The following is a 21,383-nucleotide window of genomic DNA, read 5'->3' on the forward strand; positions in this document are numbered from 1 at the left end:
GTTCTACGCGCCGAGATCGTCCATCGCGCGGAGCACGTCGACCGCCGACGCGGGAGAGTCGGACGGGGTCGCGACCTCGCCCGGGGCGTCGCGCAGGCTCTGGTTCTGCTGGCGGCGGCCCACCACGAACCACACACCCTTCGCCGGCACCGTGCCGCGGTTCGAGTACATGTGCGGGCGGATCGAGTCGAACTCGAGCGAATCGCCTGGGCGGAGCACGTACTCGTCGAACTCGAGGTGCAGCGTGAGCTCGCCCTCGAGGAGGTACGCGTACTCGATGCCGGCGTGCCGCATGAGCTTGCCCTCGACCGAGCTGCTCGCCCCGGGCTCATACGTGACGAGGAGTGCGTCGGCTGGCCCGCCCGCGCCGGCGGCGAGACGCTCCCAGCGCACGCCGTTCTCCATCTCGATCACGGGGTTGTCTTCGGCGCGCTGCACGTCGGGGAGCGCGGGTCCGCTGTGGCCGATGAGCTGACCTGGTCCGTGACTGGGCGCGGTGATGCCGAGCAGTTCGTCGAGCGAGATTCCGAGGTGGCTGGCGAGTGCGTACAGCGTCGACACGGAGGGCTGAGTCTTGCCGATCTCGACCTGGGAGATGAGGCTCGCGGAGACGCCGAGCGCCTGTGCGACGCTTCGCAGGCTCAGCCCGCGTTGCAGCCGCGCTTCGCGCAGCCGGGCGCCGAGCATGTCGGGCATGGTGTCCCCCCACCGTTTCGGGTCCTGTAGCCGCCTCGTTCGGCGCCCGTCGTCATTCTAGGACCGGGTGCCGTGCTTCCGTGTCAAGCCAGAGCCGATGGGCGGGTATCACCAGTGACCGGTGCGGCGCATCCGACGCGTATTCACGTGAATCAGGGTCGTTTCCAACGGCACATACCGTTAAGCTGGACTTCACACTCGCGCTGGGGGCGCGACGGTTCGTCACACAGGAGGACTCGATGAAGAGCACCGGCTCCACCGGAACCAACGCCGTCGACTGGGAGGAGCGCGTCGACATGGAGCGCCTCCGCGATGCGCGGCTGGCGCGGCTGAAGGAGAAGCTCGCGGCATCCGACCTCGGGGCTCTTCTCGCGTTCGACTTCTCCAACATCCGGTACATGAGCGCAACCCACATCGGCACGTGGGCGATGGACAAGCTCATCCGCTTCTCGCTGCTCACGCGCAACACCGACCCGATCGTGTGGGACTTCGGCTCCGCGGCGAAGCACCACGCGCTGTACAACCCCTGGCTCGACGTGACGACGTCCGAGATGGACGCCGATCCGCACGCACCGCACGAGGGCGCGAAGCGTCCGCGCCTCGAGTCGGGCGCCCGCGCGGGCATCTCGACGCTGCGCGGCGCGTTCCCGCCCGACGCCGAGATCGCCGCCGACCTCGCGCGCAAGATCAAACGCGAGCTCGAGAAGTTCGGCGTCGCCGACGAGCCCCTCGGTGTCGACGTGATCGAGCTGCCCGTGCTCATGGCGCTGCAGGCCGAAGGCATCAAGGTCGTCGACGGGCAACAGGTCTTCATGGAGGCCCGCCGCATCAAGACGCCCGACGAGATCCGACTCCTCACGCAGGCGTGCTCGATGGTCGACGCCGCATACGAGGAGCTCTACCGCTACCTGCGCCCCGGCGTACGTGAGAACGAGGCGGTCGGGCTCGTCGCGAAGACCCTGTACGACCTGGGGTCGGAGTACGTCGAGGGGGTCAACGCGATCTCGGGCGAGCGGTGCTCGCCGCATCCGCATGTCTTCTCGGATCGCGTCATCCGCCCCGGCGACCCGGCGTTCTTCGACATCCTGCACAGCTGGAACGGCTATCGCACGTGCTACTACCGCACGTTCGCGGTCGGTTCGGCGAGCTCGGCGCAGCGCGACGCTTACACGCGCGCCCGTGAGTACATGGACCGCGCGATCGCGCTCGTGAAGCCGGGTGCGACGACCGCCGACATCGTGCAGGTCTGGCCGACCGCGCAGGAGTTCGGGTTCCCCGACGAGATGGCCGCATTCGCGCTGCAGTACGGGCACGGCGTCGGCCTGTCGATCTGGGAGAAGCCGATCTTCTCGCGACTCACCTCGCTCGACCACCCCGAGACGATCGAGGAGGGCATGGTGTTCGCGCTCGAGACCTACTGGCCGTCGGCCGACGGCTGGGGGGCGGCGCGCATCGAGGAGGAGGTCGTCGTCACGGCCGACGGCTGCGAGGTCATCACGAAGTTCCCGGCCGAGGAGCTGCTCGTCGCGGGCCCCCGCTACGTCGCGGTCGGCGGTCCGCTCAACCTCGAGCGCGACTCGCAGTCGCACAAGAACACCGTGTGGGGGCGGGGCGAGGCGTGACGGATGCAGTGACGGACGCCCGGACCCAGGATCGCGCGGCCCTCGCCTTCCTCGGCCTCGGCACGATGGGCTCCGGCATGGCGGGGCGCCTCGCGGCCGCGGGCCACGACCTGCGTGTGTGGAACCGCTCGCCTGAGCCCGTGCAGCGGCTCGTCGACTCGGGCGCGACAGCCGCCGAGTCGCCCGCGCACGCCCTCGAGGCGGACGTCTCGTTCTCGATGCTCGCGAACGACGAGGCTGTCGACGCCGTCTTCACGCCCGAAGCCATCGCGCGCGCGGAGGGTCGCACGCACGTCATGATGGCGTCGATCAGCCCGGCGATGTCGGACCGATTGGCGGATGCCTTCGCCGAAGCCGGCGGCCGCTACATCGCGACCCCGGTGCTCGGGCGTCCCGAGATCGCCGCCGCCGGACAGCTCAACATCCTCGCCGCCGGCGATCCCGCGGCGATCGACGACGTCATGCCGTACCTCGAGGCGATGGGCAAGCGCGTGTGGCGGCTCGCCGACAAGCCGTCCGTCGCGAACGCCGTCAAGGCGGCCGTGAACTACGACATCATCCACGCGCTCCAGGCGATCGGCGAGTCGGTGGCGATGACCGAGCGGCTCGGTGTCGACCCGGCGCTGTTCACCGAGCTGCTGTCGAGCACGCTGTTCGGCGGCGTCGTGTATACGGGCTACGGCGGCATCATCGCGCGCCAGGACTACTCTCCCCCGGGCTTCCACATCGCACTCGGGCGCAAGGACCTCGCCCTCGCGCAGCAGGTCGCCGAGGCGACAGGGGTTCGCCCGGCGACGCTCCCGGCGCTCATCGAGGTGTTCGAGAAGGCGCTCGCCGACTCCGAGCTCAAGGACTACGACTGGAGTGCGATCGCCGAGGTCAGCCGGCGCGACCTGTGAGGTCGTGCGCCGCCGGGGGCGCCGTGGGCCTCGCCCGCGGTCGAAGCGCCGGGCCGAATCGTGCGAACGGGCCGCCGCCGAGCCTCCGTCGCGCGGTTGAGCCCGGCGCTTTCACGAAGTATCCGCGAACGACGGGCGGCGGCGGCCGTCAGAGGAGCGCCGTCCCGCGGTCGACGTAGAGGTTGACCGCCGACACGCCGCGGTTGCGCAGCAGGAACTGCACCGCGTCGACGACGTCGGCCATCGTGGCGAGCTCGCCGCCCGGGGTGTGCTTCTTGTAGCCGTCGAGCACGCCCTCGGGCTTGGTGGCCCAGAAGGGGCTGTCGCCGATGATGCCGGGGTGCACGGCGTTGACGCGGATCGGCGCGAGCTCGAGCGCGAGCGTGTTCACGAGGCCCGTCACGCCGCCGTTGATGCTCGACACGGTGGTCGAGCCCGGGTAGGGCAGGTCCTTCGCGCGACCGCCGAACAGGACGATGCCGGTGTCGACCGTGGGCTCCAGTCGATCGAGCAGCGCGTGAATGGTCTCGGTGTAGCCGACGAGCTTGAGGGTCACGAGGCGCACGGCGCGCTCGATGCTGTAGTCGCGCACGTTGTTGGCGTCGCGCTCGATCGCGGCGAGCACGAGCCCGTCGACGCGGCCGATGGACGAAAGCTGGTGGGCGATCGTCGCGGGTTCGGAGATGTCGAGCGCGATGCCCGTCGCCTCGGGACCGAGCTCCATCGCGATGCGCTTCGTGCGCGTCTCGTCGCGGCCGGTGATGACGACCTTCTCTCCGCGCGCGATCGAGTCTTTCGCGATCTCGAGTCCGATGCCGGAGGTGCCTCCGACGATGACGATGGTCCTGGTGCTCACGCTCGCTCCCTTGCGACGGTACAAGTGGGACTGGACAGCAGTGTCCAGCATTGCTTAACCTGAGTCAAGTTGGACCGGGTCGGCCCGAGCACGGTCTCGCGTGCCGATCGACGGCGACGGCGCGGTGCGATGACGCACCGCCGCACGGCGGCAATCAAGGAGGATGAGCCTCACATGACCGGCACTCCCGCACCGAACCAGCCGATCGTCTTCCGAGACGGAATCGTGCTGACGATGGACGACTCCCACACGGTGCTTCCCGAGGGCGACGTGCTCGTGGTGGACGGCAAGATCGCGGACGTCGGCGTCGACCTGCAGGTGCCCGAGGGCACGTTCGAGATCGACGCGAAACGGGGCATCATCATGCCCGGCATGGTCGACACGCATCGCCACATGTGGCAGTCGGCGATGCGCGCGTACGGCGCGGACTGGACCCTCACGCAATACTTCGTCTGGTACTACCTGGAGCACGGCATGAAGTTCCGGCCGGAGGACGTCGCGGCGGGCAACCTCATCTCGGCCCTCGACGCCGTCGAGGCAGGCGTCACGACGAGCGTCGACTGGTCGCACGGCCTGCGCACGCCCGACCACGGTGAGGCCGCGCTCGAGGCGCTCGCCTCCTCCCCCGGCCGCTTCGTGCTCGCGTACGGCAATCTTGCGGGTGCGCCGTGGGAGTGGTCGCAGGAGCCGGCCGTCCGCTCGATCATCGAGAAGGCCCGCGACACCCTCTTCGGCGCGCAGATCGCGTTCGACGTGCCCGGTGACGAGAGCTTCCCCGAAGCCCCCGCGTTCGCCCTCGCGCGCGACCTCGGGCTCGCTGTCACGACGCACGCCGGCGTGTGGGGTGCGACCAATGACAACGGCATCCGTCTCATGTACGACCACGGCGTGATGCAGCCCGGCTACATCTACGTGCACGCTGCGACGCTGAGCGACGAGTCGTATCAGAAGATCGCGGCCACCGGCGGAAGCGTGTCGCTCGCGACGGAGAGCGAGCAGACGTGCGGTCAGGGCTACCCGCCCGCGTTCGCGCTGCGCAAGCACGGGATCCCCGCTTCCATGTCGATCGACACGAGCGTGTGGTTCAGCGCCGACATGTTCTCGGCGATGCGCACCACGATCGGCGCCGACCGTGCGCTCGAGCACTACATCGCGCACCAGACCGGCGACACCGTCACGCATGCGACGATCCGCGTCGAGGAGGTCGTCGACTGGGCGACTCGAGGCGGCGCGAAGGCGCTCGGCAAGTGGGACCAGATCGGCAGCCTCGAGAAGGGCAAGCTCGCCGATGTGGTGCTCATCAAGAACGACGCGTCCCCGACGATGGTGCCGATCGTCAACCCGTACGGGCACATCGTGTACCAGGCCGGTCGCGGCGACGTGCACACCGTGCTCGTCGGCGGCGAGCCGATCAAATTCGAGAACAAACTGTGCGCCGGCGACCTGCCGAGCGTCCGCAACAAGCTCGAGAACACGATCGAGTACCTCAAGGGGGAGCTCGGCGAGGAGACCTGGAAGGCGGGCATGAACCCCGAGATCCCCGAGAAAGAGATCCTCAGCAACCCGTACCAGTACCGCAAGGGCGAGGCGGCCCCGGCCTGACCTCGCGTTCCGGCGCGAGCCGCCGGACGACACACGGATGCCCCGGCCCGACGATGTGCCGGGGCATCCGCGTCTCGTGTCGCGGCCCCTCCCGTCTAAGACGCGTTGCCCATCGCGATGAGGCCCTCGACCATCTCGCTCGTGACGCCGACGCCGGGGAACCGCGCGAGTCGCCCGAGGGGGAAGGACTCCATCATCTTGACGAGCCCCTCGTCGAGCTGCCCGCCGCCGACCATCGACTCCATTGCCTGACGAACGAACGGGCCGACGACCGGGTGCGCGAGCACCTCGCCCACCGACGAGTCCAGCGTGAGCGGCATCCGGATCGGGTCTCCCTCGATGTCGACCGTGGTCGTGGCCCGCACGTCGCGGCTCGAGGCGGCCACCTCGATCGCGTAGGCGCCGCGCTCGACGACCCATCCACCTGTGCGGATGTCCCAGTACGCGAGGTCCTTGCGGCGGACCGTGACGACGACTTCGCGCGTCTCGCCCGGCTCGAGCGCGACCGACGCGAACGCCTTGAGCTCGCGGGGCGGACGCTGCACGGACGATACGGGCAGCGACGTGTAGACCTGGACGACCTCGCGGCCGGCGACCGGACCGGTGTTCGTCACGGCCACCGCGACCTCGATGTCGCCGTCGACGGTCACGGCCGCTGAGGCTTCTCCGTACGCGAACGTCGTGTACGAAAGGCCGTGCCCGAACGGGAACGCGACCTCGAGGTCTTTCGCGTCGTACCACCGGTATCCGACGAGCAGACCCTCGCCGTAGCGGACGTGCCCGAACTCGCCGGGGAAGTTCCCGTACGACGGATTGTCCTCGAGCCGGAGCGGGATCGTCTCGGTGAGCTTCGCCGAAGGGTTGACGACCCCGTACAGCACGTCCGCGGTCGCGCCGCTGCCGGCCTGACCGAGCAACCACGCCTCGACGATCGCTGGCACGCGGTCGGCGAACGGCAGCGCGACGACGCCGCCGTTCGACAGGACGACGACCGTACGCGCGTTCGCGGCGAGGACGGCGTCGAGCAGTGCGAGCTGGTCGCCCGGGAGGTCGATGCTCTCGCGGTCGAAGCCCTCGGACTCGTCGGCCGTGGGGAGCCCGAGGAACACGACGGCGACGTCGGCGGCGGATGCGGCGGCCACCGCCTCGTCGCGGAGTGCGGTTGCGGCATCCGTGTCTTCCGCCGTCCCCGCGTCGAGCGTGAACCCCGGTGCGAACGACACCTCACCCCTCGACAGCGCCCGCAGCTCGTCGAGGGCGGTATCGAGGCGCGTCGGGTTGATGAGCGAGGAGCCGGCTCCCTGGTAGCGCGGCGTGCGCGCGAACTCGCCGATGACGGCGATCCTCGCGTCGCGTGCGAGCGGCAGCACCGCGCCGTCGTTCTTGAGCAGCACGATCGAGCGGCCCGCCGCTTCGCGCGCGAGGGCGTGATGCGCGTCGACGCCGAGCGGACCCTCGACGACCGGGCGCCGCCGGGCCTTGCGCACGAGGTCGAGCACGCGATCGGCGGCGGTGTCGAGCGCGGCCTCGTCGAGCCGCCCCTCGCGCACCGCGGCGACGAGCTGCGCGTCAGTGAGGCCGCCGCTCGCCGGCATCTCGAGGTCCAGTCCGGCAGGCAGGCCCGCGACGCGATCGTTCACCGCACCCCAGTCCGAGACGACGAGCCCGTCGAACCCCCACTCGTCGCGCAGCACGCTCGTGAGCAGCCACGGATCCTCAGAGGCGAACACCCCGTTGATGCGGTTGTAGGAGCACATGACGGTCCACGGCTGCGCGTCCTCGACGACGCGCTCGAACCCGCGCAGGTAGATCTCACGGAGCGGCCGCGGATCGACGTCGGCCGACACGCGCATGCGGTCGTGCTCCTGGTTGTTCGCGGCGAAGTGCTTGAGCGAGGCGCCGACGCCGCGCGACTGGAGCCCCCGCACCATCGCCGCCCCCAGAACCCCGGAGACGAAGGGATCCTCCGAGAAGTACTCGAAGTTGCGGCCGCACAGCGGCGAGCGCTTGATGTTGATGCCCGGACCGAGGACCACGGCGACGTTCTCGATCGCGGCCTCGACGGCGATCGCCTCGCCCACCCGCTCGACGAGCTCCGGGTCGAACGACGACCCGAGCCCGGCGGCCGGCGGGAAGCACGTGGCCGGGGTGCTGCCGGCCAGGCCGAGGTGATCGGCGGCCTCGGTCTGCTTGCGCAGACCGTGCGGACCGTCGGTCATCATGATCGAGGGCACGCCGGCCCGCTCGACGGACTTCGTCGTCCAGAAGTCGGCGCCGCTCGTGAGCGACGCCTTCTCCCCGAGAGTGAGGTCGGCGGCGGTGGGGATCGCATCTGTCATGTGCTCATCCTCGCGTCGCGGCATACGCTCGTGCCATGCCTTTCGCCGGTCCCTCTTCCGAAGATGTCGACGCTGCGCCCGTCTCCGAGGGCGGTGCCGTCGTCGGACCCGTCGTGCGCATCGCGCCCGGGGAAGTCCGCGGCATGTGGCGAGGCAAGCCGGGTGAGCCCGGGGCATCCGCTGCATTCCTCGGGATCCCGTTCGCGAAGCCGCCGGTCGGCGATCTCCGCTTCGAAGCACCTGAGCCGCCCGACCCGTGGGATGGCGTGCGCGATGCCGTCGCCTACGGACCGACTCCCCTGCGCGGGCCGCAGCCCGAGGTGACGCTCATCCCCGAGCCGTCCGTGCCGGGCGAGTCGACGCTGAACGTCAACGTGTTCACGCCCCGACCAGGCGAGGGGGACGCGAAGCTGCCCGTGGTCGTGTGGATCCACGGCGGCGGGTACATCGCCGGCTCGCCGGCCAGCCCGTGGTACGACGGCCGCGCGTTCAACCGGGACGGCATTGTCACGGTGACGGTGTCGTACCGCCTGGGCTTCGACGGCTTCGGACACATCGATGGCGCGCCCGCCAACCGCGGCGTGCGCGATTGGATCGCCGCCCTCGAGTGGGTGCGCGACAACATCGGGGCGTTCGGCGGCGACCCCGGTCGCGTGACCATCGCCGGCCAGTCGGCGGGCGGCGGCGCGGTGCTGACCCTCCTCGGCCTGCCCGCCGCACAGCACCTGTTCCACGCGGCGTGGTCGATGTCGGGCGCCCTCGGGGATGTCTCGCGCAAGCGCGCGGAGGAGCGCGCCGACAAGCTCGCGCGGCTCGCGAACGTGGCACCCACGCGCTCGGGCTTCGCGTCGGTCGAAGAGGAGAAGCTCCTCGCGCTGCAGAGCGACGCCGCCTCTCCCGAGTCCCGCAATCGGCTCGCGGAGGTCAACCTGCTGCTCGACGAGGGTCCGTCGTGGGGACCGATGGTCGACGGCGAGCTGCTCAAGCAGCCGACGCCCGACTCGATCCGGGACGGCGTGGGAGCGGACAAGCCGCTCGTGCTCGGCGCGACGGACGACGAGTTCACGATGCTCCTCGACCGCGCTAAGAGAAGCATGCGGTTCGTCCCCGCGTCGCTCGCCCTCGGCCGGCTCGGCCTCGACCGGGCCACGCGCCGCGCGTACATCGCCGCGAACGCCGAGCAGCACAGCAAGGGGAATGCGGCGCTCGTGGGCCGATACGTGAGCGACCGCGCATTCCGATCGACGGTGGTGCGCGTCGCGGCCGCGAGAACCGCGGCGAAGTCGGAGGCCCCCACGTGGGTCTACCGCTTCACCTGGACATCACCCGCGATAGGGTGGGCGTGCCACTGCCTCGACGTGCCGTTCTGGTTCGACTGCCTCGACGCCGACCGGGTCGACGCCCTCGCGGGCACCGAGCCTCCGCAGGATCTGGCCGACGCCGTGCACGGCGCAGCGGTCCGTCTCATCCGCGGCGAGGATCCCGGATGGACGCCGTGGTCGGCGCGCCCCGGCGCGACGAGGATGTTCGGCGCGGCATCCGGCCCCGAGGTCGACCCCGACGGCTACGCGAGCGTGCGGCCCTTGGTGTCGGAGGAGCCGCCGCGGGTTTGATCGAGGTCCCGTGAAAGCGTCGGGCTGAATCGCGTGGTCGGCGCGCCCCGCTGGCTCTGATGCGCGATCGAGCCCGGCGCATTCACCGACGGCGACCCCGCCTACGGGAGCCGAGGAGACCCGCCAATGCAGCGCGAACCTCCTCCGGACGCCACATGATGTCCTCGGCGATCGGGCGATACGTGCTGTAACCGAGGGCCGCCGCCGCCTGGTCGCGGCGGCGGTCGCGACGCTGGTCCTCCCACGTCGAGTGGAACGCTTCGCTGTCGCATTCCACGATCAGCCAGCCGTCGACGACGAAGTCCACTCGGCCGACACCGCGGATCCGTACCTGGACGTCGAACCTCGCTCCGAGCGAGCGGAGCATCAGCCGCACCAGGGTCTCGGGACCGGATTCGGCCCGGGAGTCGATGAGCTTGCGGAGGACCGCATGACGGCGCGGGAGCTGCCGGAACAGTTCGTCCAGGTCGTCGGGATGCAGGGCGCCGAGGTGCAGCGCGGAGTCGAGCGTCGCCACGGCGGCACGGGGCGGCTGGCATCGGACCGCCTGCAGGACGGCGTCGAAGGCCCCGACGGACGTCGCGCCCAGCGGTGGCATGCGACGCAGACGGTCCCAGTGACGTCGCACGGGACGCGCGAGAACGGGCGCGCGGCGGCGGTTCTCGTGAAGGTGTACGTGAAGGGCGGGCTGCTCGAGCACGAAGACTCCGCGCCTCGCCAGTTCCGACACGCAGGTGAGACGGCCGCCGAGCGCACACGCGTCGATCGTGTCTGTGTGCACGCCGGGTGGCAGGTACGCATTCGGTCGGGGCTTGAGCAATCGGCCATCGGCGACCGCGGCAGCGAGTTGCCGATCGGTCCACCCCGCGCGCAGCAGGGCGCGCCGGGTGAGGAACCGGGTCGCGGTCGTCGTTCCCGCATGGTGGGAGATAGGAGTCATCCCCCGACCGTGCGCCGACGGATGAGCGGCCCACGCCCGAACTCGGCTGAATGTGGGAGACGGGCCGACCCGCCGATCTGGGGAGAGCCGGTTGTCTGGTCGAAGCTCGGGGGCGGAGCGCCGCTACGTGAAAGCGCCGGGCCGAAACGGCGGAAACGGCCCTGCTACCGACCAATCCACTGAATCGAGCCCGGCGCTTTCACGCGAACGCGTCACGGCTCACGCGAGCGCGGGGATGACCTCGCGCTCGAAGAGCTCGACGCCCGAGCGGTCGTACGCGTGCTCGGGGAAGTAGTGGATCGCGTACCGGAGCCCGCGCTCGCGCAGGTCGGTGAGTCGCTCGACGATCTGCTCCGGCGTGCCGACGAGCCAGTGGCGCGAGTGGTACTCGCCCATGACCCGCTCGGTGCGGTCGCCGAGGTGCGGGCGCAGCCGCTCCTCGATGCGGGCGAGTCGCTCGTCGACGTTCTTCTCGGTCTCGCCGATGACGGTGTTGAAGTTCGCGCTGAGGGTGATCTCGGACGGGTCGCGCCCGAGCGTCTTGCAGTGCTCGGCGAGGACCGACTTCTTGTGCGAGAACTCTTCGGGGTCGGACGACCAGTTCGCATAGTCGGCGTACTTGGCGGCGATCTTGAGCGTGACCTTCTCGCCGCCGCCGGCGATCCACATCGGGATGCCGCCTTCCTGCAGCGGCAGCGGCCGCACGATCGCACCGTCGACCTGGTAGTGCTTGCCGTCGAGGGTCGCCGTGCCGGTCGTCCACGCCTGGCGCATGATCTGCACGCCTTCGTCGAGCCGCGCGAGGCGCTGGCCGATCGGCGGGAACCCGTACCCGTACGCACGCCACTCGTGCTCGTACCACCCGCCGCCGATGCCCATCTCGGCGCGTCCGCCCGACACGATGTCGACCGTCGCGGCCACCTTCGCGAGGTAGGCGGGGTTGCGGTAGCTCATGCACGTGCACATCTGACCGAGACGGATGCGGTCGGTCGACGCCGCGAATGCCGCCATGAGCGTCCACGCCTCATGCGTCGCCTCGTCGCTCGGTACGGGCGTCGTGTGGAAGTGGTCGTACACCCACAGCGATTCCCACGGGCCTTCGTCGGCTCGCTGGGCGAGTTCGCGCATGACGCGCCAGTGGTCGGCGGGATCGATGCCGACGAGGTCGAAGCGCCAGCCCTGGGGGATGAAGGTTCCGAATCGCATGGGCTCAGCCTAGGACCCGGGCATGAGGCATCCGTCTCCTCATGATCTCGATCGCCTCGGGGTTGTCGTCGACGAGCACGGCGTCGCGCCCGAGGGCTGACGCGACGGCTCCGGTGGTGCCGCTGCCCGCGAAGAAGTCGAGCACGCGGTCGCCCGGGCGGCTCGAGGCCTGCACGATGCGACGGAGGATGCCCTCGGGCTTCTGCGTCGGGTAGCCGGTCTTCTCGCGTCCGGTCGTCGGCACGATCGTGTGCCACCACACGTCGGTGGGGAGCTTGCCGCGCTCGGCCTTCGCCGCGGTCACCAGCCCGGGCGCCATGTACGGCTCGCGGTCGACGGCGGCGGAGTCGAACCAGTACCGGGCGGGGTCCTTCACGTACACGAGGATCGTGTCGTGCTTGGTGGGCCAGCGGCGCCTGCTCTTGCCGCCGTAGTCGTACGCCCAGATCAGCTCGTTGAGGAAGCGCTCGCGTCCGAACAGCGCGTCCATCAGGACCTTCGCGTAATGCGCCTCGCGGTAGTCGAGGTGCAGGTACAGGGTTCCGTCGTCGGCGAGCAGCCGCCACGCCTCGGTGAGCCGCGGCTCGAGGAAGCCCCAGTAGTCGTCGAAGCGGTCGTCGTATGTGCGCAGATCGCCGCGCAGCCGCTCGTACTCGCGGCCGTGGAAGCCCCGGCGTACGACGACGGGTTCGGAATTCGACGGATGCTCCGCCTCCGCGGCATCCGCAACGCGCACCGCGCGCGCCGTCTCGACCGCCCGCTGCTGGGGTCGACCGGTGTTGAACGGCGGATCGAGGTAGATGAGCGTGAACGACGCGTCGGCGAAGCCGCGGATCACGGTGAGGTTGTCACCGTGATGGATCTCGACCGCGCCGGGCTGCGGTGCGGCGGCGGCCGCCTGGGTCATGGCACGCGGTTCAGCCAGGCGTCCGTCGCGAACTTCGTGCGCACGAGCTCCGCCGCTTCTGCGTACTCGTCCTCGGTGATGTGCCCGGGGACGGCGCCGTAGAGGTTCGCGAACGTCTCCTTGAACTTCTCGATGATCGCTTCGCGCGAGAGCCCAGTCTGGCGGCGGAGCGGGTCGACGCGCTTCGCGGCCGACACGGTGCCCTTGTCGCTGAGCTTCTCACGGCCGATGCGCAGCACCTCGGTCATGACCTGGCCGTCCATGTCGTACGAGAGGGTGGCGTGGTGCAGGACTCCCCCGTTCGCGAGCCGCTTCTGCGCGGCGCCGCCGATCTTGCCTTGCGGCGAAGCGATGTCGTTGAGCGGCTGGTACGTCGCGTCGATGCCGATCGAGCGGAGCGCCTGCAGCACCCAGTCGTCGAGGAACGCGTACGAGTCGGCGAACGTCATGCCCGCGACGAGCGACGACGGCACGTAGAGCGAGTACGTGACGATCGAGTTCGCCGCCATGAGCATCGCTCCGCCGCCCGAGATGCGGCGCACGACGTCGAAGCCGTGGCGCGCGGCCCCTTCGGGGTCGACCTCGTTCTTCACGGACTGGAACGACCCGATGACGACGGCGGACTCATTCCACTCCCACAGCCGCAGCGTCGGGTTGCGGCGGCCGTCGCCCACGCGCGCCGTGAGCACCTCGTCGAGCGCGAGGTTCATGCGCGGCGACACCGGAGCCTCGTGCACGATCTCCCACTGGAACTCGCGCCAGCCGGGCGCGGTCACGAGCGCGCGGCGCACCGCGGTGCCGACCGCTTCGGGCGTGAAGCCGAGCAGCTGCGCCCCCTCGGGTAGGGCGGAGCGCACCGCGGCGGCGATGGTCGCGGCATCCGCCTCGATCGGCAGCCCGGTGACCGCGGCGTCGATGTCGTCCAGCGCGGTGTCGGGTTCGAGGAAGAAGTCACCCGCGAGGTGGAAGTGCGCGATGCGACCGTCCTGCTCCTCGAAGTCGACGACGACGAGTTTGCCGCCGGGAACCTTGTACTCACCGTGCATGGGGACAACCCTATTGCGGCGCCGGAACCGTGGTGCTGTCAGCGACCGCACGGCGGGGACTGCTACGGTGGATGCCGCGGCTCACTCTGAACCGCTGCGTCGTCGTCACGCTCCCCGGCCCTCTTTGCGGCCGCGGCTCTTTTCGAACGGCGAACCGATGCGCGAACCCGCGCCGTCGCCACCTCTCGCACCGCCGATCCTGCGTGTGTGCGTCTGCATGAAAGCATCCATGTCTTCTTTCCTCTCTCTCGGCGTGCCCGAGAACCTCGCCGCCGTGCTCGAAGCCGACGGCAAGACCCAGCCCTTCCCCATCCAGCGCGACACGCTCCCCGACTCGCTCGCGGGTCGTGACGTTCTCGGCCGCGGCCGCACCGGCAGCGGCAAGACGATCGCGTTCGCGCTGCCGCTCGTCGCGCGCCTCGCGGGCGGTCGGCGTCGGCCGTCGCATCCGCGCGGTCTCGTGCTGGCGCCCACGCGCGAGCTCGCGACGCAGATCGCCGCGACGGTGAAGCCGTTGGCGGATGCCGCGGGACTTCGCGTGACGACGGTGTTCGGCGGCGTCGGCCAGCGTCCGCAGGAGCAGGCGCTCCGCGCGGGCGTCGACATCGTGGTGGCATGCCCCGGTCGTCTCGAAGACCTCATGAAGCAGGGCATCGTGGATCTCGGCGAGGTCGAGATCACGGTGCTCGACGAGGCCGACCACATGGCCGACCTCGGCTTCCTCCCGGGTGTGACGCGCATCATGAGCGCGACGCCCAAGCACGGTCAGCGCCTCCTGTTCAGCGCGACGCTGGACCGCGGCGTCGACGTGCTCGTGAAGCGCTTCCTGCGTGACGAAGTGCGCCACGAGGTCGATGAGTCGAGCGTGCCGCAGGGCGTCATGACCCACCGCGTGTTCGTCGTGGAGTCCGACGAGAAGACCGCGCTCGTGCGCCACCTCGCATCGGGCCTCGGACGACGGATCCTCTTCACGCGCACGAAGCACCAGGCGAAGAAGCTCGCGAAGCAGCTGACGGCCGCCGGCATCCCCGCCGTCGACCTGCACGGCAACCTCGGGCAGAACGCGCGCGAGCGCAACCTCGCCGCGTTCGGCGCTCCCGCCGAACAGGGCGGCGTGCGCGTGCTCGTCGCGACGGATGTCGCCGCCCGCGGCGTCCACGTCGACGACGTCGAGCTCGTGGTGCACGTCGACCCGCCGGTCGAGCACAAGGCGTACCTGCACCGCTCGGGCCGCACAGCCCGCGCCGGCGCGGAGGGTCTCGTCGTGACGGTCGCGCTCGACGCGCAGCGCCACGAGGTCAAGGACCTCCTGCGCAAGGCGCGCGTCACCGCCCCACTCGAGCCGGTGACGGCGGCGCATGCCGCGGTCGCGGAGCTCGTCGGCGAGCGTGCGCCGCACGTGAAGCCCGCTCCTCCCGCGCCGCAGCAGCAGCGTCCGGCCGCGAAGAAGAAGCCGAAGACGGATGCCGCGCCCGCCCGCGGCGGCTCGGATCAGCGCTCGCGCGGCCGTCGTGGCGGTTCGAAGCCCGCCGCGGCGCGTCCGGCGACGACCGCCGCTCCGCGCCCCGCGGGTCAGCGGTTCACGACCGGCAGCACCGTCGACGACATCCGTCGTGCCGGCACCCGCCGTCGCGCGCGCGGCTGAGGACTGACCTGACCGGGCCTCCGCGGGACGGAGGCCCGGTCAACCGATCACTTCGACAGGCACGCCTGCCCGTTGAGCCGGAACAGCCACGGCTCGGATGCCGCACCCCTGCCCTTGATCGCGAACGCGGTCTTCGCCCCGGGGGCGAGCTTCGCGATCAGCTTGTGCGGCGTCACGGTGACGTTCGCACCGTTCTGGACGTACTTGCCGACCACCACGGCGTTGACGCGCTGGTCTCCGTCGAATGTCCACGACAGCTGCCACGGGTTGAGGGTCGTCGAGCCCGTGTTCTCGATGACGACGGCAGCCGCCCACCCGGAGCCGAGCCGCGTGCCCGTCACCTCGACGGTGCACGTCAGCGGGGGAAGCGGTGGGTTCGCGAGCGAGATCAGCTCACGTGCCTGCTCGACGAACCACTGACCCGCAGCGGGATCCTCGATGCCGCGTTCGGGGTCGAGCGGACCGCCCGTACCGCGGTAGCACTTGCCGTCGGACTCACCCGGGACCTTGATCCACAGGTGGGCGTCGACGAGGGCGTTGCCGGTGTCGGTCGTCGGGAGCACTCCGATGCCGCGGCCCGGCGGGTTGCACCAGTCCTCGGGGTCGGAGTACACGCCCGACGGGGCCTGCCACGGGCCCTCGCCGTTGCGGCTCGTGTCGATCACGAAGTGCGTCGACGGCTCGACGCCGCCCAGGATCAGCTCGTAGCGGGAGTCGACGCCGGCGGTGTCGAGCGCGGGGTCGGGATTGCCCGAGCTCCACTCTCCGAACGCCGACATCGCGACACCGGTCCAGTTGTTGGCGGGACCGCCGTTCCAGTACTGGTTGCCGCATTCGCCGAACGCACCGGGGTTGACCTGCGTGACGTACGCGATGCACGACGAGATCCACGTGCCGTACGCGGTGAGGTTCGCGGTGTAGTGGTAGTTCGACGCGTTGACGAAGAACCCGTCGGCCTCCAGCACACCGGCCTTCAGCAGCCGGTCGGTGATGTCGCCGACGTTGAGCCAGCCGGAGTGGGTCCCGTCGAGGTACACCGCTGTCGCCGGGAGGGCGGACAGCACGTCGACGGCGTAGTTGAGCTGGATGAATCGATCGGATGCCGCGGTCGCCGGGTCGAGCTCGGCCGGCTGACACCACTCGGTCGCGCCGTCGATCGTCGTGTAATGCGGGATGATGCCCAGTCCGTCGGGCTCGAGGATCACGGTCGCCGGGCGGTCGCCGATGCCCGCCGCCAGTCCGTCGATCCAGGCCTGGTACTCGGCGGTGTCGAGGGCGCCGCCCGCGGAGTACTGCGAGCAGTCTCGGAACGGCAGGTTGTAGGCGACGAGCACGGGCATCTGCCCGACGGCCGTCGCCGCGTCGACGTACTCCTGCGCCTCGGCGCGCACTTCGTCGCCGGTTCCCGACGTGAACCACTCGGCGGACGGGATGCTGCCGAGCAAGTAGGCGTCCGCGCGCGCCTCACCGCTCAGGCTCTGCGCGGCCTCGAGTGTCGTGCTGTACGGGTTGGCGAAGAGCGTCGAGCCGGCGAGCTCGCCGGTGGCGCCAGCGGCGGACGTGCCCGCCAGGGGGATCAGGACGGCCGCGACGAGGGCGGTCGCGCCGACGGCGGCGACCGAGCGCGTGCGGGCGCGTCGGGGTGTCGGTGAGGTCATGCGTGCCTCCAGGGGTGTCTCCATCGACCGCGCCCACGTCGTCGTCGGCGCCGCGACCTCGGGGAGCCGACCATGGGAGCGCTCCCACGACATCGCTAAGAGTCAGGATGGCCCCGCGAGGCATCCGGCGTCAACGGTCTCGGGCGGGGAATCTCGCATCGAGCCACGCGAGCAGGTCCGCTCGCACGTCTGCCTGCATGGCCTCGTTGAAGATCTCGTGGCGCGCATCGGGGTACACGAGCGTCGTGACGTCGGTGAGCCCGGACCGCGTGCGGTACGCGTCGGCGAGCCGGTGCACGCTGCGCGGACCGCCGACCGTGTCGTCGCGCCCGACCATGAGGAGCATGGGGATGTCGCGGCCGAGATCCTTGCGCGGGCGCCCGTAGAGGCGCGCCGCGTCGACGACGCCGAACAACTGGAGCAGGGGCGTCGTCGTCGTGAGCGGATCCTCGATGAAGTCCTTCCCCACCGAGAGGTCGGACGACAGCCACTCGGTGCCCATCGCATCCTTCGCTTTCCATGGCGCGTTGAGGTCGCCCGCGTTGAGCGATCCGGGCCAGAGGAGGGCCGAGCCGCTCAGCACGACGCCGTCGTAGGCCTCGGGGTGGAGGTTGAGCAGCTTCTGCGCGAGGAACGATCCCCACGAGTGCCCGAGCATGACCAGCGGCAGGTCGGGGTTCTCATTGCGGATGAGCTGCGTGAACTGCCACACCGCCGCGAGCGCGGCGGGCATGCCGCCCACGCCGAGCCGGCCGAGCTTGGACGCATCGCCGCCGTACTGCTTCATGCCGGTGCGCCCGTGGCCGCGATGGTCATCGGCGTACACGGCGTACCCCTCGGCGGTGAGCGCCTCGATGACGGCGCCATAGCGCCCCGCGTGCTCGCCGACGCCGTGCAGCAGCTGCACGACCGCGCGCGGCGTCGTCTTGGCGGGATGGACGTCGTAGACGATCGCGATGCCGTGTGCGTCCTCGAACTCGGGCATGCGGACGAGTCTATGGCGGCCGGCCAATTTTACTTAACAAGGCTAATGAACTATGTTAAGTATCCTCATGCCGCATACCGAAGAGTCCTCCCAGACAACCCAGGATCTGTCGAAGGAGGCGTCGGACCTCCGCATGGCGACCTTCCGCCTCTCGCGTCGCATGCGCTCCCAGCGCGCGGTCGACTCGATGAGCGACGGCCAGTTCACGGTGCTCGCTGTGCTCGCGGTGCACGGCCCGCACACGCTCGGCGAGCTCGCCGATCACGAGCGCGTTTCGGCACCCGCGATGAACCGCACCGTCAACTGCCTGCAGGAGCAGGGACTCGTCACGCGCACGGCCGACGCCAACGACGGCCGCAAGGTCGTGATCGATCTGACGGATGCCGGGCGGGCCGTCGTCGATGAGACGGTCAGCCGCCGCGACGCGTGGGTCGAGGCCGCCCTCGCGGAGCTCGAGCCCGAAGAGCGCGCGATCCTCGCGAAGGCCGCCGAGCTGATGCAGAGGATGGCCAACCGATGACCCCCACGCCTTCTCCACACGCCGGTGACGCGTCGCGCGGAGCCTCCGGGCGCGTGGCCCCGGCGATGTTCCGCTCCTTCTCGAGCTTCAACTACCGCGTCTGGTTCATCGGCGCGCGCGTCTCGAACGTCGGCCAGTGGATGCAGGCGACCGCGATCAGCTGGGTCGTGCTCACCGGCCTCACGAACAACGACGCCGGCGCGATGGGCGTCACGATGGCGCTGCAGTTCGCGCCCCCGCTGCTTCTCGTGAGCGTGACCGGATGGGTCGCCGACCGCTTCGATCGCCGCCGCCTCCTGCTGCTCACCCAGACTGTGCTCGGCGTGTTCGCCCTCGCGATCGGCGTGCTCATCTTCACCGAGATCATGAACCTCTGGATCATGTACGGGTTCGCGCTCGCGCTCGGCGTCGTCGCCGCGTTCGACAACCCCGCACGCCAGGCGTTCGTGTCGGACCTCGTGACGCGTGAGAACGCCTCCAACGCGGTCGCGCTCAACGCGGCGTCGTTCAACGGCGCGCGCATGATCGGCCCGGCCGTGGCGGGCGTCGTCATCGTCGCGATCGGCACCGGGTGGGTGTTCGTCGCGAACGCGGCCACGTTCATCGCGATGATCGCGGCGCTCCTGCTCATCCGCACGCACGAGCTCATGCCCCGCGCGAAGGCGACGGGCGCCGCGCGCCTCGCCGACGGGTTCCGCTACGTCGCACGCCGTCCCGACCTGGTGGTCACCTTCGCGATGGTGTTCCTCATCGGCGCCTTCGGCATGAACTTCCCCATCTTCGCGTCGACGATGGCGCTCGAGTTCGGCCGCGAGGCCGACGGCTTCGGGCTGCTGAGCTCGATCCTCGCGATCGGCTCGGTCGCCGGTGCGCTCATGGCGGCGCGGCGCGATGCCGCCCGCATCCGCGTGCTCATCGGCGGCACCCTGCTGTTCGCGATCACCGCCGGGGTGTCGGCATTCATGCCGAATTACTGGCTGTACGCGGTGACCCTCATGGTGACGGGCTTCTCGGTCGTGACGATGATGACGACCGCGAACGGATACGTGCAGACCACCACCGATCCCGCGCTGCGCGGCCGCGTGCTCGCGCTCTACATGGCGATCCTCATGGGCGGCACCCCGATCGGCGCCCCCATCATCGGCTGGGTCGCGGCGCAGTTCGGTCCGCGCGTCGCGATCGGCGTCGGTGCGGTCGCCGCGTTCGTCGCGTTCGCGATCGGCGCGGTCTGGATGTCCGTGTCGGGACGCGTGCGCCGGCACGAGTCCCGCCGCTTCGCGCTCACGATCGACGAGACGCGTCCGCTCTCGATCCTCACGACGTCGGTTCGGATCCCGCCGCCCGCCACGGCTGCGGCTGCGGCCGCCGCCGGTGCCGCGGCGAAGGCCGAGCCCGAGCAGTTCAGCGACGAGGTCGCCTCGACCACGCCGATCCGGCTCCCCTCGGGCGACGGGCAGGGCGCGGCATCCGCTCGTCCTCGTCACGCGAGCTGACGAGCGCCAGGTCGGGTCACCCCGCGGTCGACGCGCGCACGACGAGCACGGGCTGGAACACGACGTGCTCGCGCGGCCGCGCGCCCTGCTGCTGCTCGAGCAGCAGATCGACGGCGGTCGACCCGATGAGTGCGGCCGGCTGACGCACCGAGCTGAGCGGGATGACCGCGGCCGCCGAGAAGTCGATGTCGTCGTAGCCGATGAGCGCGATGTCTTCGGGGACGCGCACCGTGCTCGATCCGTCGCCCGCGGACGGCGACATGACGAGGCTCTGGAGCACGCCGAGCGCGAGCAGGTCGTTGGCCGCGAAGATCGCGTCGGGCCGGTCGGCGGGTGAGCGATCGCGGATGCCCCCACCCACGCGCCTGCCCTCTTCGACCGTCAGCGCGTTGGTGCCGATGAACTCGAGCTGCCCGCCGCCCGCCGCGACAGCGGCCTGCGCGCCCGCGAGGCGGTCGGAGACCTGGCGGATCGAGACCGGTCCTCCGACGAACGCGATGCGGCGGCGGCCGATCGACAGCAGGTGATCCGCGGCGATGCGGCCGCCCTCGACGTCGTCGACGGCGACGGAGGCGAAGGCGGCGTCGTGCGACTCGCGGTCGACCAGCACGGTCGGGATGCCGCGCTCCTGCATGCGCCGCAGCCGAGGGAGGTTCTCGGCGACGGGGGTCACGAGCACGCCGAACATCCGCTGCTCCTCGAAGAGGTCGAGGTAGGTCGCCTCTCGGTGCTTCTTCTCGTCGCTGTTGGCGAGGAGCACCGACAGCCCGTGGTCGGCCGCGCGCTCCTCCGCCCCGCGGGCGACCTCGGTGAAGAACGGGTTGCGCACGTCCAGCACGATGAGCCCGATCGTGCGGCTGCGACCGGCCCGCAACTGGCGCGCGGCGTCGTTGCGCACGAAGCCGAGGCGCTCGATCGACGCCTGCACGCGGGCCACCGTCTCGGGCGCCACCTTCTCGGGCCGGTTGAGCACGTTCGACACCGTGCCCACCGAGACGCCCGCGTCATCGGCGACGTCCCGAACGCTGACCGCCATCGGTCACCTCCACCCTGGGTCGGCCGCGGATCGAGCTGATGAAACGAATCAGTCACGGTCGCGGCATCCGACTTGACGCCTTTCAGAACATAGCCTACTGTCGCATCGGCAGGGAATGAAACGATTCACTCCCTCAAAGACGAGAGTGGTGATGCCCCGGTGACCGCGACCCCCGTGCTCGAGCTCGCCGACGTCCAGAAGGCCTTCGGCTCGGTGATCGCCCTGAGGTCCGGCACGATCTCCGTCGACGCGGGCTCGATCCACGCGCTCGTCGGCGAGAACGGCGCCGGCAAGTCGACGCTCGTGAAGATCGTCGCGGG

At 70.4% G+C, this 21,383-nt stretch carries 18 protein-coding genes; 8 read left to right on the top strand and 10 right to left on the bottom strand.

Going from position 1 to position 21,383, the window contains the following annotated elements; genetic code table 11:
- Positions 1-3: 3 nt before the first annotated feature.
- Positions 4-696 (bottom strand): helix-turn-helix domain-containing protein, encoded by a 693-nt coding sequence (locus tag VFF97_RS10375; protein ID WP_325033423.1) that lies wholly within the window; start codon positions 694-696, stop codon positions 4-6.
- Between the two features lie 239 nt (positions 697-935).
- Between VFF97_RS10375 and VFF97_RS10380 the strand changes: the two genes are divergently transcribed.
- Both VFF97_RS10380 and VFF97_RS10385 read left to right on the top strand, forming a co-directional pair.
- Positions 936-2,318, top strand: coding sequence for a Xaa-Pro peptidase family protein (locus tag VFF97_RS10380; RefSeq protein WP_325033424.1), 1,383 nt, complete (start codon positions 936-938; stop codon positions 2,316-2,318).
- Positions 2,315-3,217, top strand: a complete 903-nt coding sequence (locus VFF97_RS10385; protein ID WP_325033425.1) for an NAD(P)-dependent oxidoreductase — start codon at positions 2,315-2,317, stop codon at positions 3,215-3,217. Before VFF97_RS10380 ends, VFF97_RS10385 begins: the two co-directional genes overlap by 4 nt.
- 148 nt (positions 3,218-3,365) lie before the next feature.
- Here VFF97_RS10385 and VFF97_RS10390 read toward each other — a convergent pair whose 3' ends face one another.
- Positions 3,366-4,073 (bottom strand): SDR family NAD(P)-dependent oxidoreductase, encoded by a 708-nt coding sequence (locus VFF97_RS10390; RefSeq protein WP_325033426.1) that lies wholly within the window; start codon positions 4,071-4,073, stop codon positions 3,366-3,368.
- Positions 4,074-4,247: 174 nt separating this feature from the next.
- Here VFF97_RS10390 and VFF97_RS10395 point away from each other — a divergent pair, with 174 nt between their 5' ends.
- A complete protein-coding gene (locus VFF97_RS10395; RefSeq protein ID WP_325033427.1) occupies positions 4,248-5,675 on the top strand; it encodes an amidohydrolase family protein in 1,428 nt (475 codons plus the stop codon).
- Positions 5,676-5,770: 95 nt separating this feature from the next.
- Here VFF97_RS10395 and VFF97_RS10400 read toward each other — a convergent pair whose 3' ends face one another.
- Complete coding sequence (locus VFF97_RS10400; RefSeq protein WP_325033428.1) at positions 5,771-8,014, bottom strand: glycoside hydrolase family 3 C-terminal domain-containing protein; 2,244 nt, start codon at positions 8,012-8,014, stop codon at positions 5,771-5,773.
- Positions 8,015-8,049: 35 nt separating this feature from the next.
- Between VFF97_RS10400 and VFF97_RS10405 the strand changes: the two genes are divergently transcribed.
- Complete coding sequence (locus tag VFF97_RS10405) at positions 8,050-9,627, top strand: carboxylesterase/lipase family protein (protein WP_325033429.1); 1,578 nt, start codon at positions 8,050-8,052, stop codon at positions 9,625-9,627.
- An 82-nt stretch (positions 9,628-9,709) separates the two neighbouring features.
- On the opposite strand, the gene VFF97_RS10410 is transcribed toward VFF97_RS10405, so the two are convergent.
- The 4 genes from VFF97_RS10410 to VFF97_RS10425 all read right to left on the bottom strand — a co-directional run bounded on the left by VFF97_RS10410 (position 9,710) and on the right by VFF97_RS10425 (position 13,726).
- The gene (locus VFF97_RS10410; RefSeq protein WP_325033430.1) at positions 9,710-10,567 is read right to left on the bottom strand and encodes a hypothetical protein; all 858 of its coding nucleotides are present in this window, start codon (positions 10,565-10,567) and stop codon (positions 9,710-9,712) included.
- Between the two features lie 219 nt (positions 10,568-10,786).
- Positions 10,787-11,773 carry an LLM class F420-dependent oxidoreductase gene (locus tag VFF97_RS10415; RefSeq protein ID WP_325033431.1) on the bottom strand — a complete coding sequence of 329 codons (987 nt, stop codon included), beginning with the start codon at positions 11,771-11,773 and terminating at the stop codon, positions 10,787-10,789.
- Positions 11,774-11,777: 4 nt separating this feature from the next.
- On the bottom strand, positions 11,778-12,680 hold the full coding sequence (locus VFF97_RS10420) for a site-specific DNA-methyltransferase (RefSeq protein ID WP_325033432.1): 903 nt from the start codon (positions 12,678-12,680) through the stop codon (positions 11,778-11,780).
- Positions 12,677-13,726 carry a biotin/lipoate A/B protein ligase family protein gene (locus VFF97_RS10425; RefSeq protein ID WP_325033433.1) on the bottom strand — a complete coding sequence of 350 codons (1,050 nt, stop codon included), beginning with the start codon at positions 13,724-13,726 and terminating at the stop codon, positions 12,677-12,679. The genes VFF97_RS10420 and VFF97_RS10425 overlap by 4 nt, the downstream gene beginning before the upstream one ends.
- A 229-nt stretch (positions 13,727-13,955) precedes the next feature.
- Here VFF97_RS10425 and VFF97_RS10430 point away from each other — a divergent pair, with 229 nt between their 5' ends.
- The gene (locus VFF97_RS10430) at positions 13,956-15,371 is read left to right on the top strand and encodes a DEAD/DEAH box helicase (RefSeq protein WP_325033434.1); all 1,416 of its coding nucleotides are present in this window, start codon (positions 13,956-13,958) and stop codon (positions 15,369-15,371) included.
- Positions 15,372-15,418: 47 nt separating this feature from the next.
- Here VFF97_RS10430 and VFF97_RS10435 read toward each other — a convergent pair whose 3' ends face one another.
- A complete protein-coding gene (locus VFF97_RS10435; RefSeq protein WP_325033435.1) occupies positions 15,419-17,053 on the bottom strand; it encodes a glycoside hydrolase family 6 protein in 1,635 nt (544 codons plus the stop codon).
- Positions 17,054-17,159: 106 nt separating this feature from the next.
- A complete protein-coding gene (locus VFF97_RS10440) occupies positions 17,160-18,014 on the bottom strand; it encodes an alpha/beta hydrolase (RefSeq protein ID WP_325033436.1) in 855 nt (284 codons plus the stop codon).
- 67 nt (positions 18,015-18,081) lie between these two features.
- Here VFF97_RS10440 and VFF97_RS10445 point away from each other — a divergent pair, with 67 nt between their 5' ends.
- Entirely contained in the window at positions 18,082-18,534 is a 453-nt protein-coding gene (locus tag VFF97_RS10445) for a MarR family transcriptional regulator (protein WP_325033437.1), read from the top strand.
- Positions 18,535-18,599: 65 nt separating this feature from the next.
- A complete protein-coding gene (locus VFF97_RS10450) occupies positions 18,600-20,027 on the top strand; it encodes an MFS transporter (RefSeq protein WP_325033440.1) in 1,428 nt (475 codons plus the stop codon).
- Between the two features lie 16 nt (positions 20,028-20,043).
- Here VFF97_RS10450 and VFF97_RS10455 read toward each other — a convergent pair whose 3' ends face one another.
- Complete coding sequence (locus VFF97_RS10455) at positions 20,044-21,063, bottom strand: LacI family DNA-binding transcriptional regulator (RefSeq protein ID WP_325033438.1); 1,020 nt, start codon at positions 21,061-21,063, stop codon at positions 20,044-20,046.
- 159 nt (positions 21,064-21,222) lie between these two features.
- On the opposite strand from VFF97_RS10455, the gene VFF97_RS10460 reads away from it, so the two are divergent.
- A partial coding sequence (locus VFF97_RS10460) for an ATP-binding cassette domain-containing protein (RefSeq protein WP_325033441.1) occupies positions 21,223-21,383 on the top strand: 161 nt, incomplete at its 3' end.

The sequence above is a fragment of the Microbacterium sp. genome, from assembly GCF_035687345.1.
Classification (GTDB): Bacteria; Actinomycetota; Actinomycetes; order Actinomycetales; family Microbacteriaceae; genus Microbacterium.

What these genes read in the sequence shown, in the direction of transcription:
- VFF97_RS10375 (WP_325033423.1), bottom strand. Translation starts at nt 696, where the DNA reads ATGCCCGACATGCTCGGCGCCCGGCTGCGCGAAGCGCGGCTGCAACGC.
- VFF97_RS10380 (WP_325033424.1), top strand. Translation starts at nt 936, where the DNA reads ATGAAGAGCACCGGCTCCACCGGAACCAACGCCGTCGACTGGGAGGAG.
- VFF97_RS10395 (WP_325033427.1), top strand. Translation starts at nt 4,248, where the DNA reads ATGACCGGCACTCCCGCACCGAACCAGCCGATCGTCTTCCGAGACGGA.
- VFF97_RS10400 (WP_325033428.1), bottom strand. Translation starts at nt 8,014, where the DNA reads ATGACAGATGCGATCCCCACCGCCGCCGACCTCACTCTCGGGGAGAAG.
- VFF97_RS10405 (WP_325033429.1), top strand. Translation starts at nt 8,050, where the DNA reads ATGCCTTTCGCCGGTCCCTCTTCCGAAGATGTCGACGCTGCGCCCGTC.
- VFF97_RS10410 (WP_325033430.1), bottom strand. Translation starts at nt 10,567, where the DNA reads ATGACTCCTATCTCCCACCATGCGGGAACGACGACCGCGACCCGGTTC.
- VFF97_RS10415 (WP_325033431.1), bottom strand. Translation starts at nt 11,773, where the DNA reads ATGCGATTCGGAACCTTCATCCCCCAGGGCTGGCGCTTCGACCTCGTC.
- VFF97_RS10420 (WP_325033432.1), bottom strand. Translation starts at nt 12,680, where the DNA reads ATGACCCAGGCGGCCGCCGCCGCACCGCAGCCCGGCGCGGTCGAGATC.
- VFF97_RS10425 (WP_325033433.1), bottom strand. Translation starts at nt 13,726, where the DNA reads ATGCACGGTGAGTACAAGGTTCCCGGCGGCAAACTCGTCGTCGTCGAC.
- VFF97_RS10430 (WP_325033434.1), top strand. Translation starts at nt 13,956, where the DNA reads ATGTCTTCTTTCCTCTCTCTCGGCGTGCCCGAGAACCTCGCCGCCGTG.
- VFF97_RS10435 (WP_325033435.1), bottom strand. Translation starts at nt 17,053, where the DNA reads ATGGAGACACCCCTGGAGGCACGCATGACCTCACCGACACCCCGACGC.
- VFF97_RS10440 (WP_325033436.1), bottom strand. Translation starts at nt 18,014, where the DNA reads ATGCCCGAGTTCGAGGACGCACACGGCATCGCGATCGTCTACGACGTC.
- VFF97_RS10445 (WP_325033437.1), top strand. Translation starts at nt 18,082, where the DNA reads ATGCCGCATACCGAAGAGTCCTCCCAGACAACCCAGGATCTGTCGAAG.
- VFF97_RS10450 (WP_325033440.1), top strand. Translation starts at nt 18,600, where the DNA reads ATGTTCCGCTCCTTCTCGAGCTTCAACTACCGCGTCTGGTTCATCGGC.
- VFF97_RS10455 (WP_325033438.1), bottom strand. Translation starts at nt 21,063, where the DNA reads ATGGCGGTCAGCGTTCGGGACGTCGCCGATGACGCGGGCGTCTCGGTG.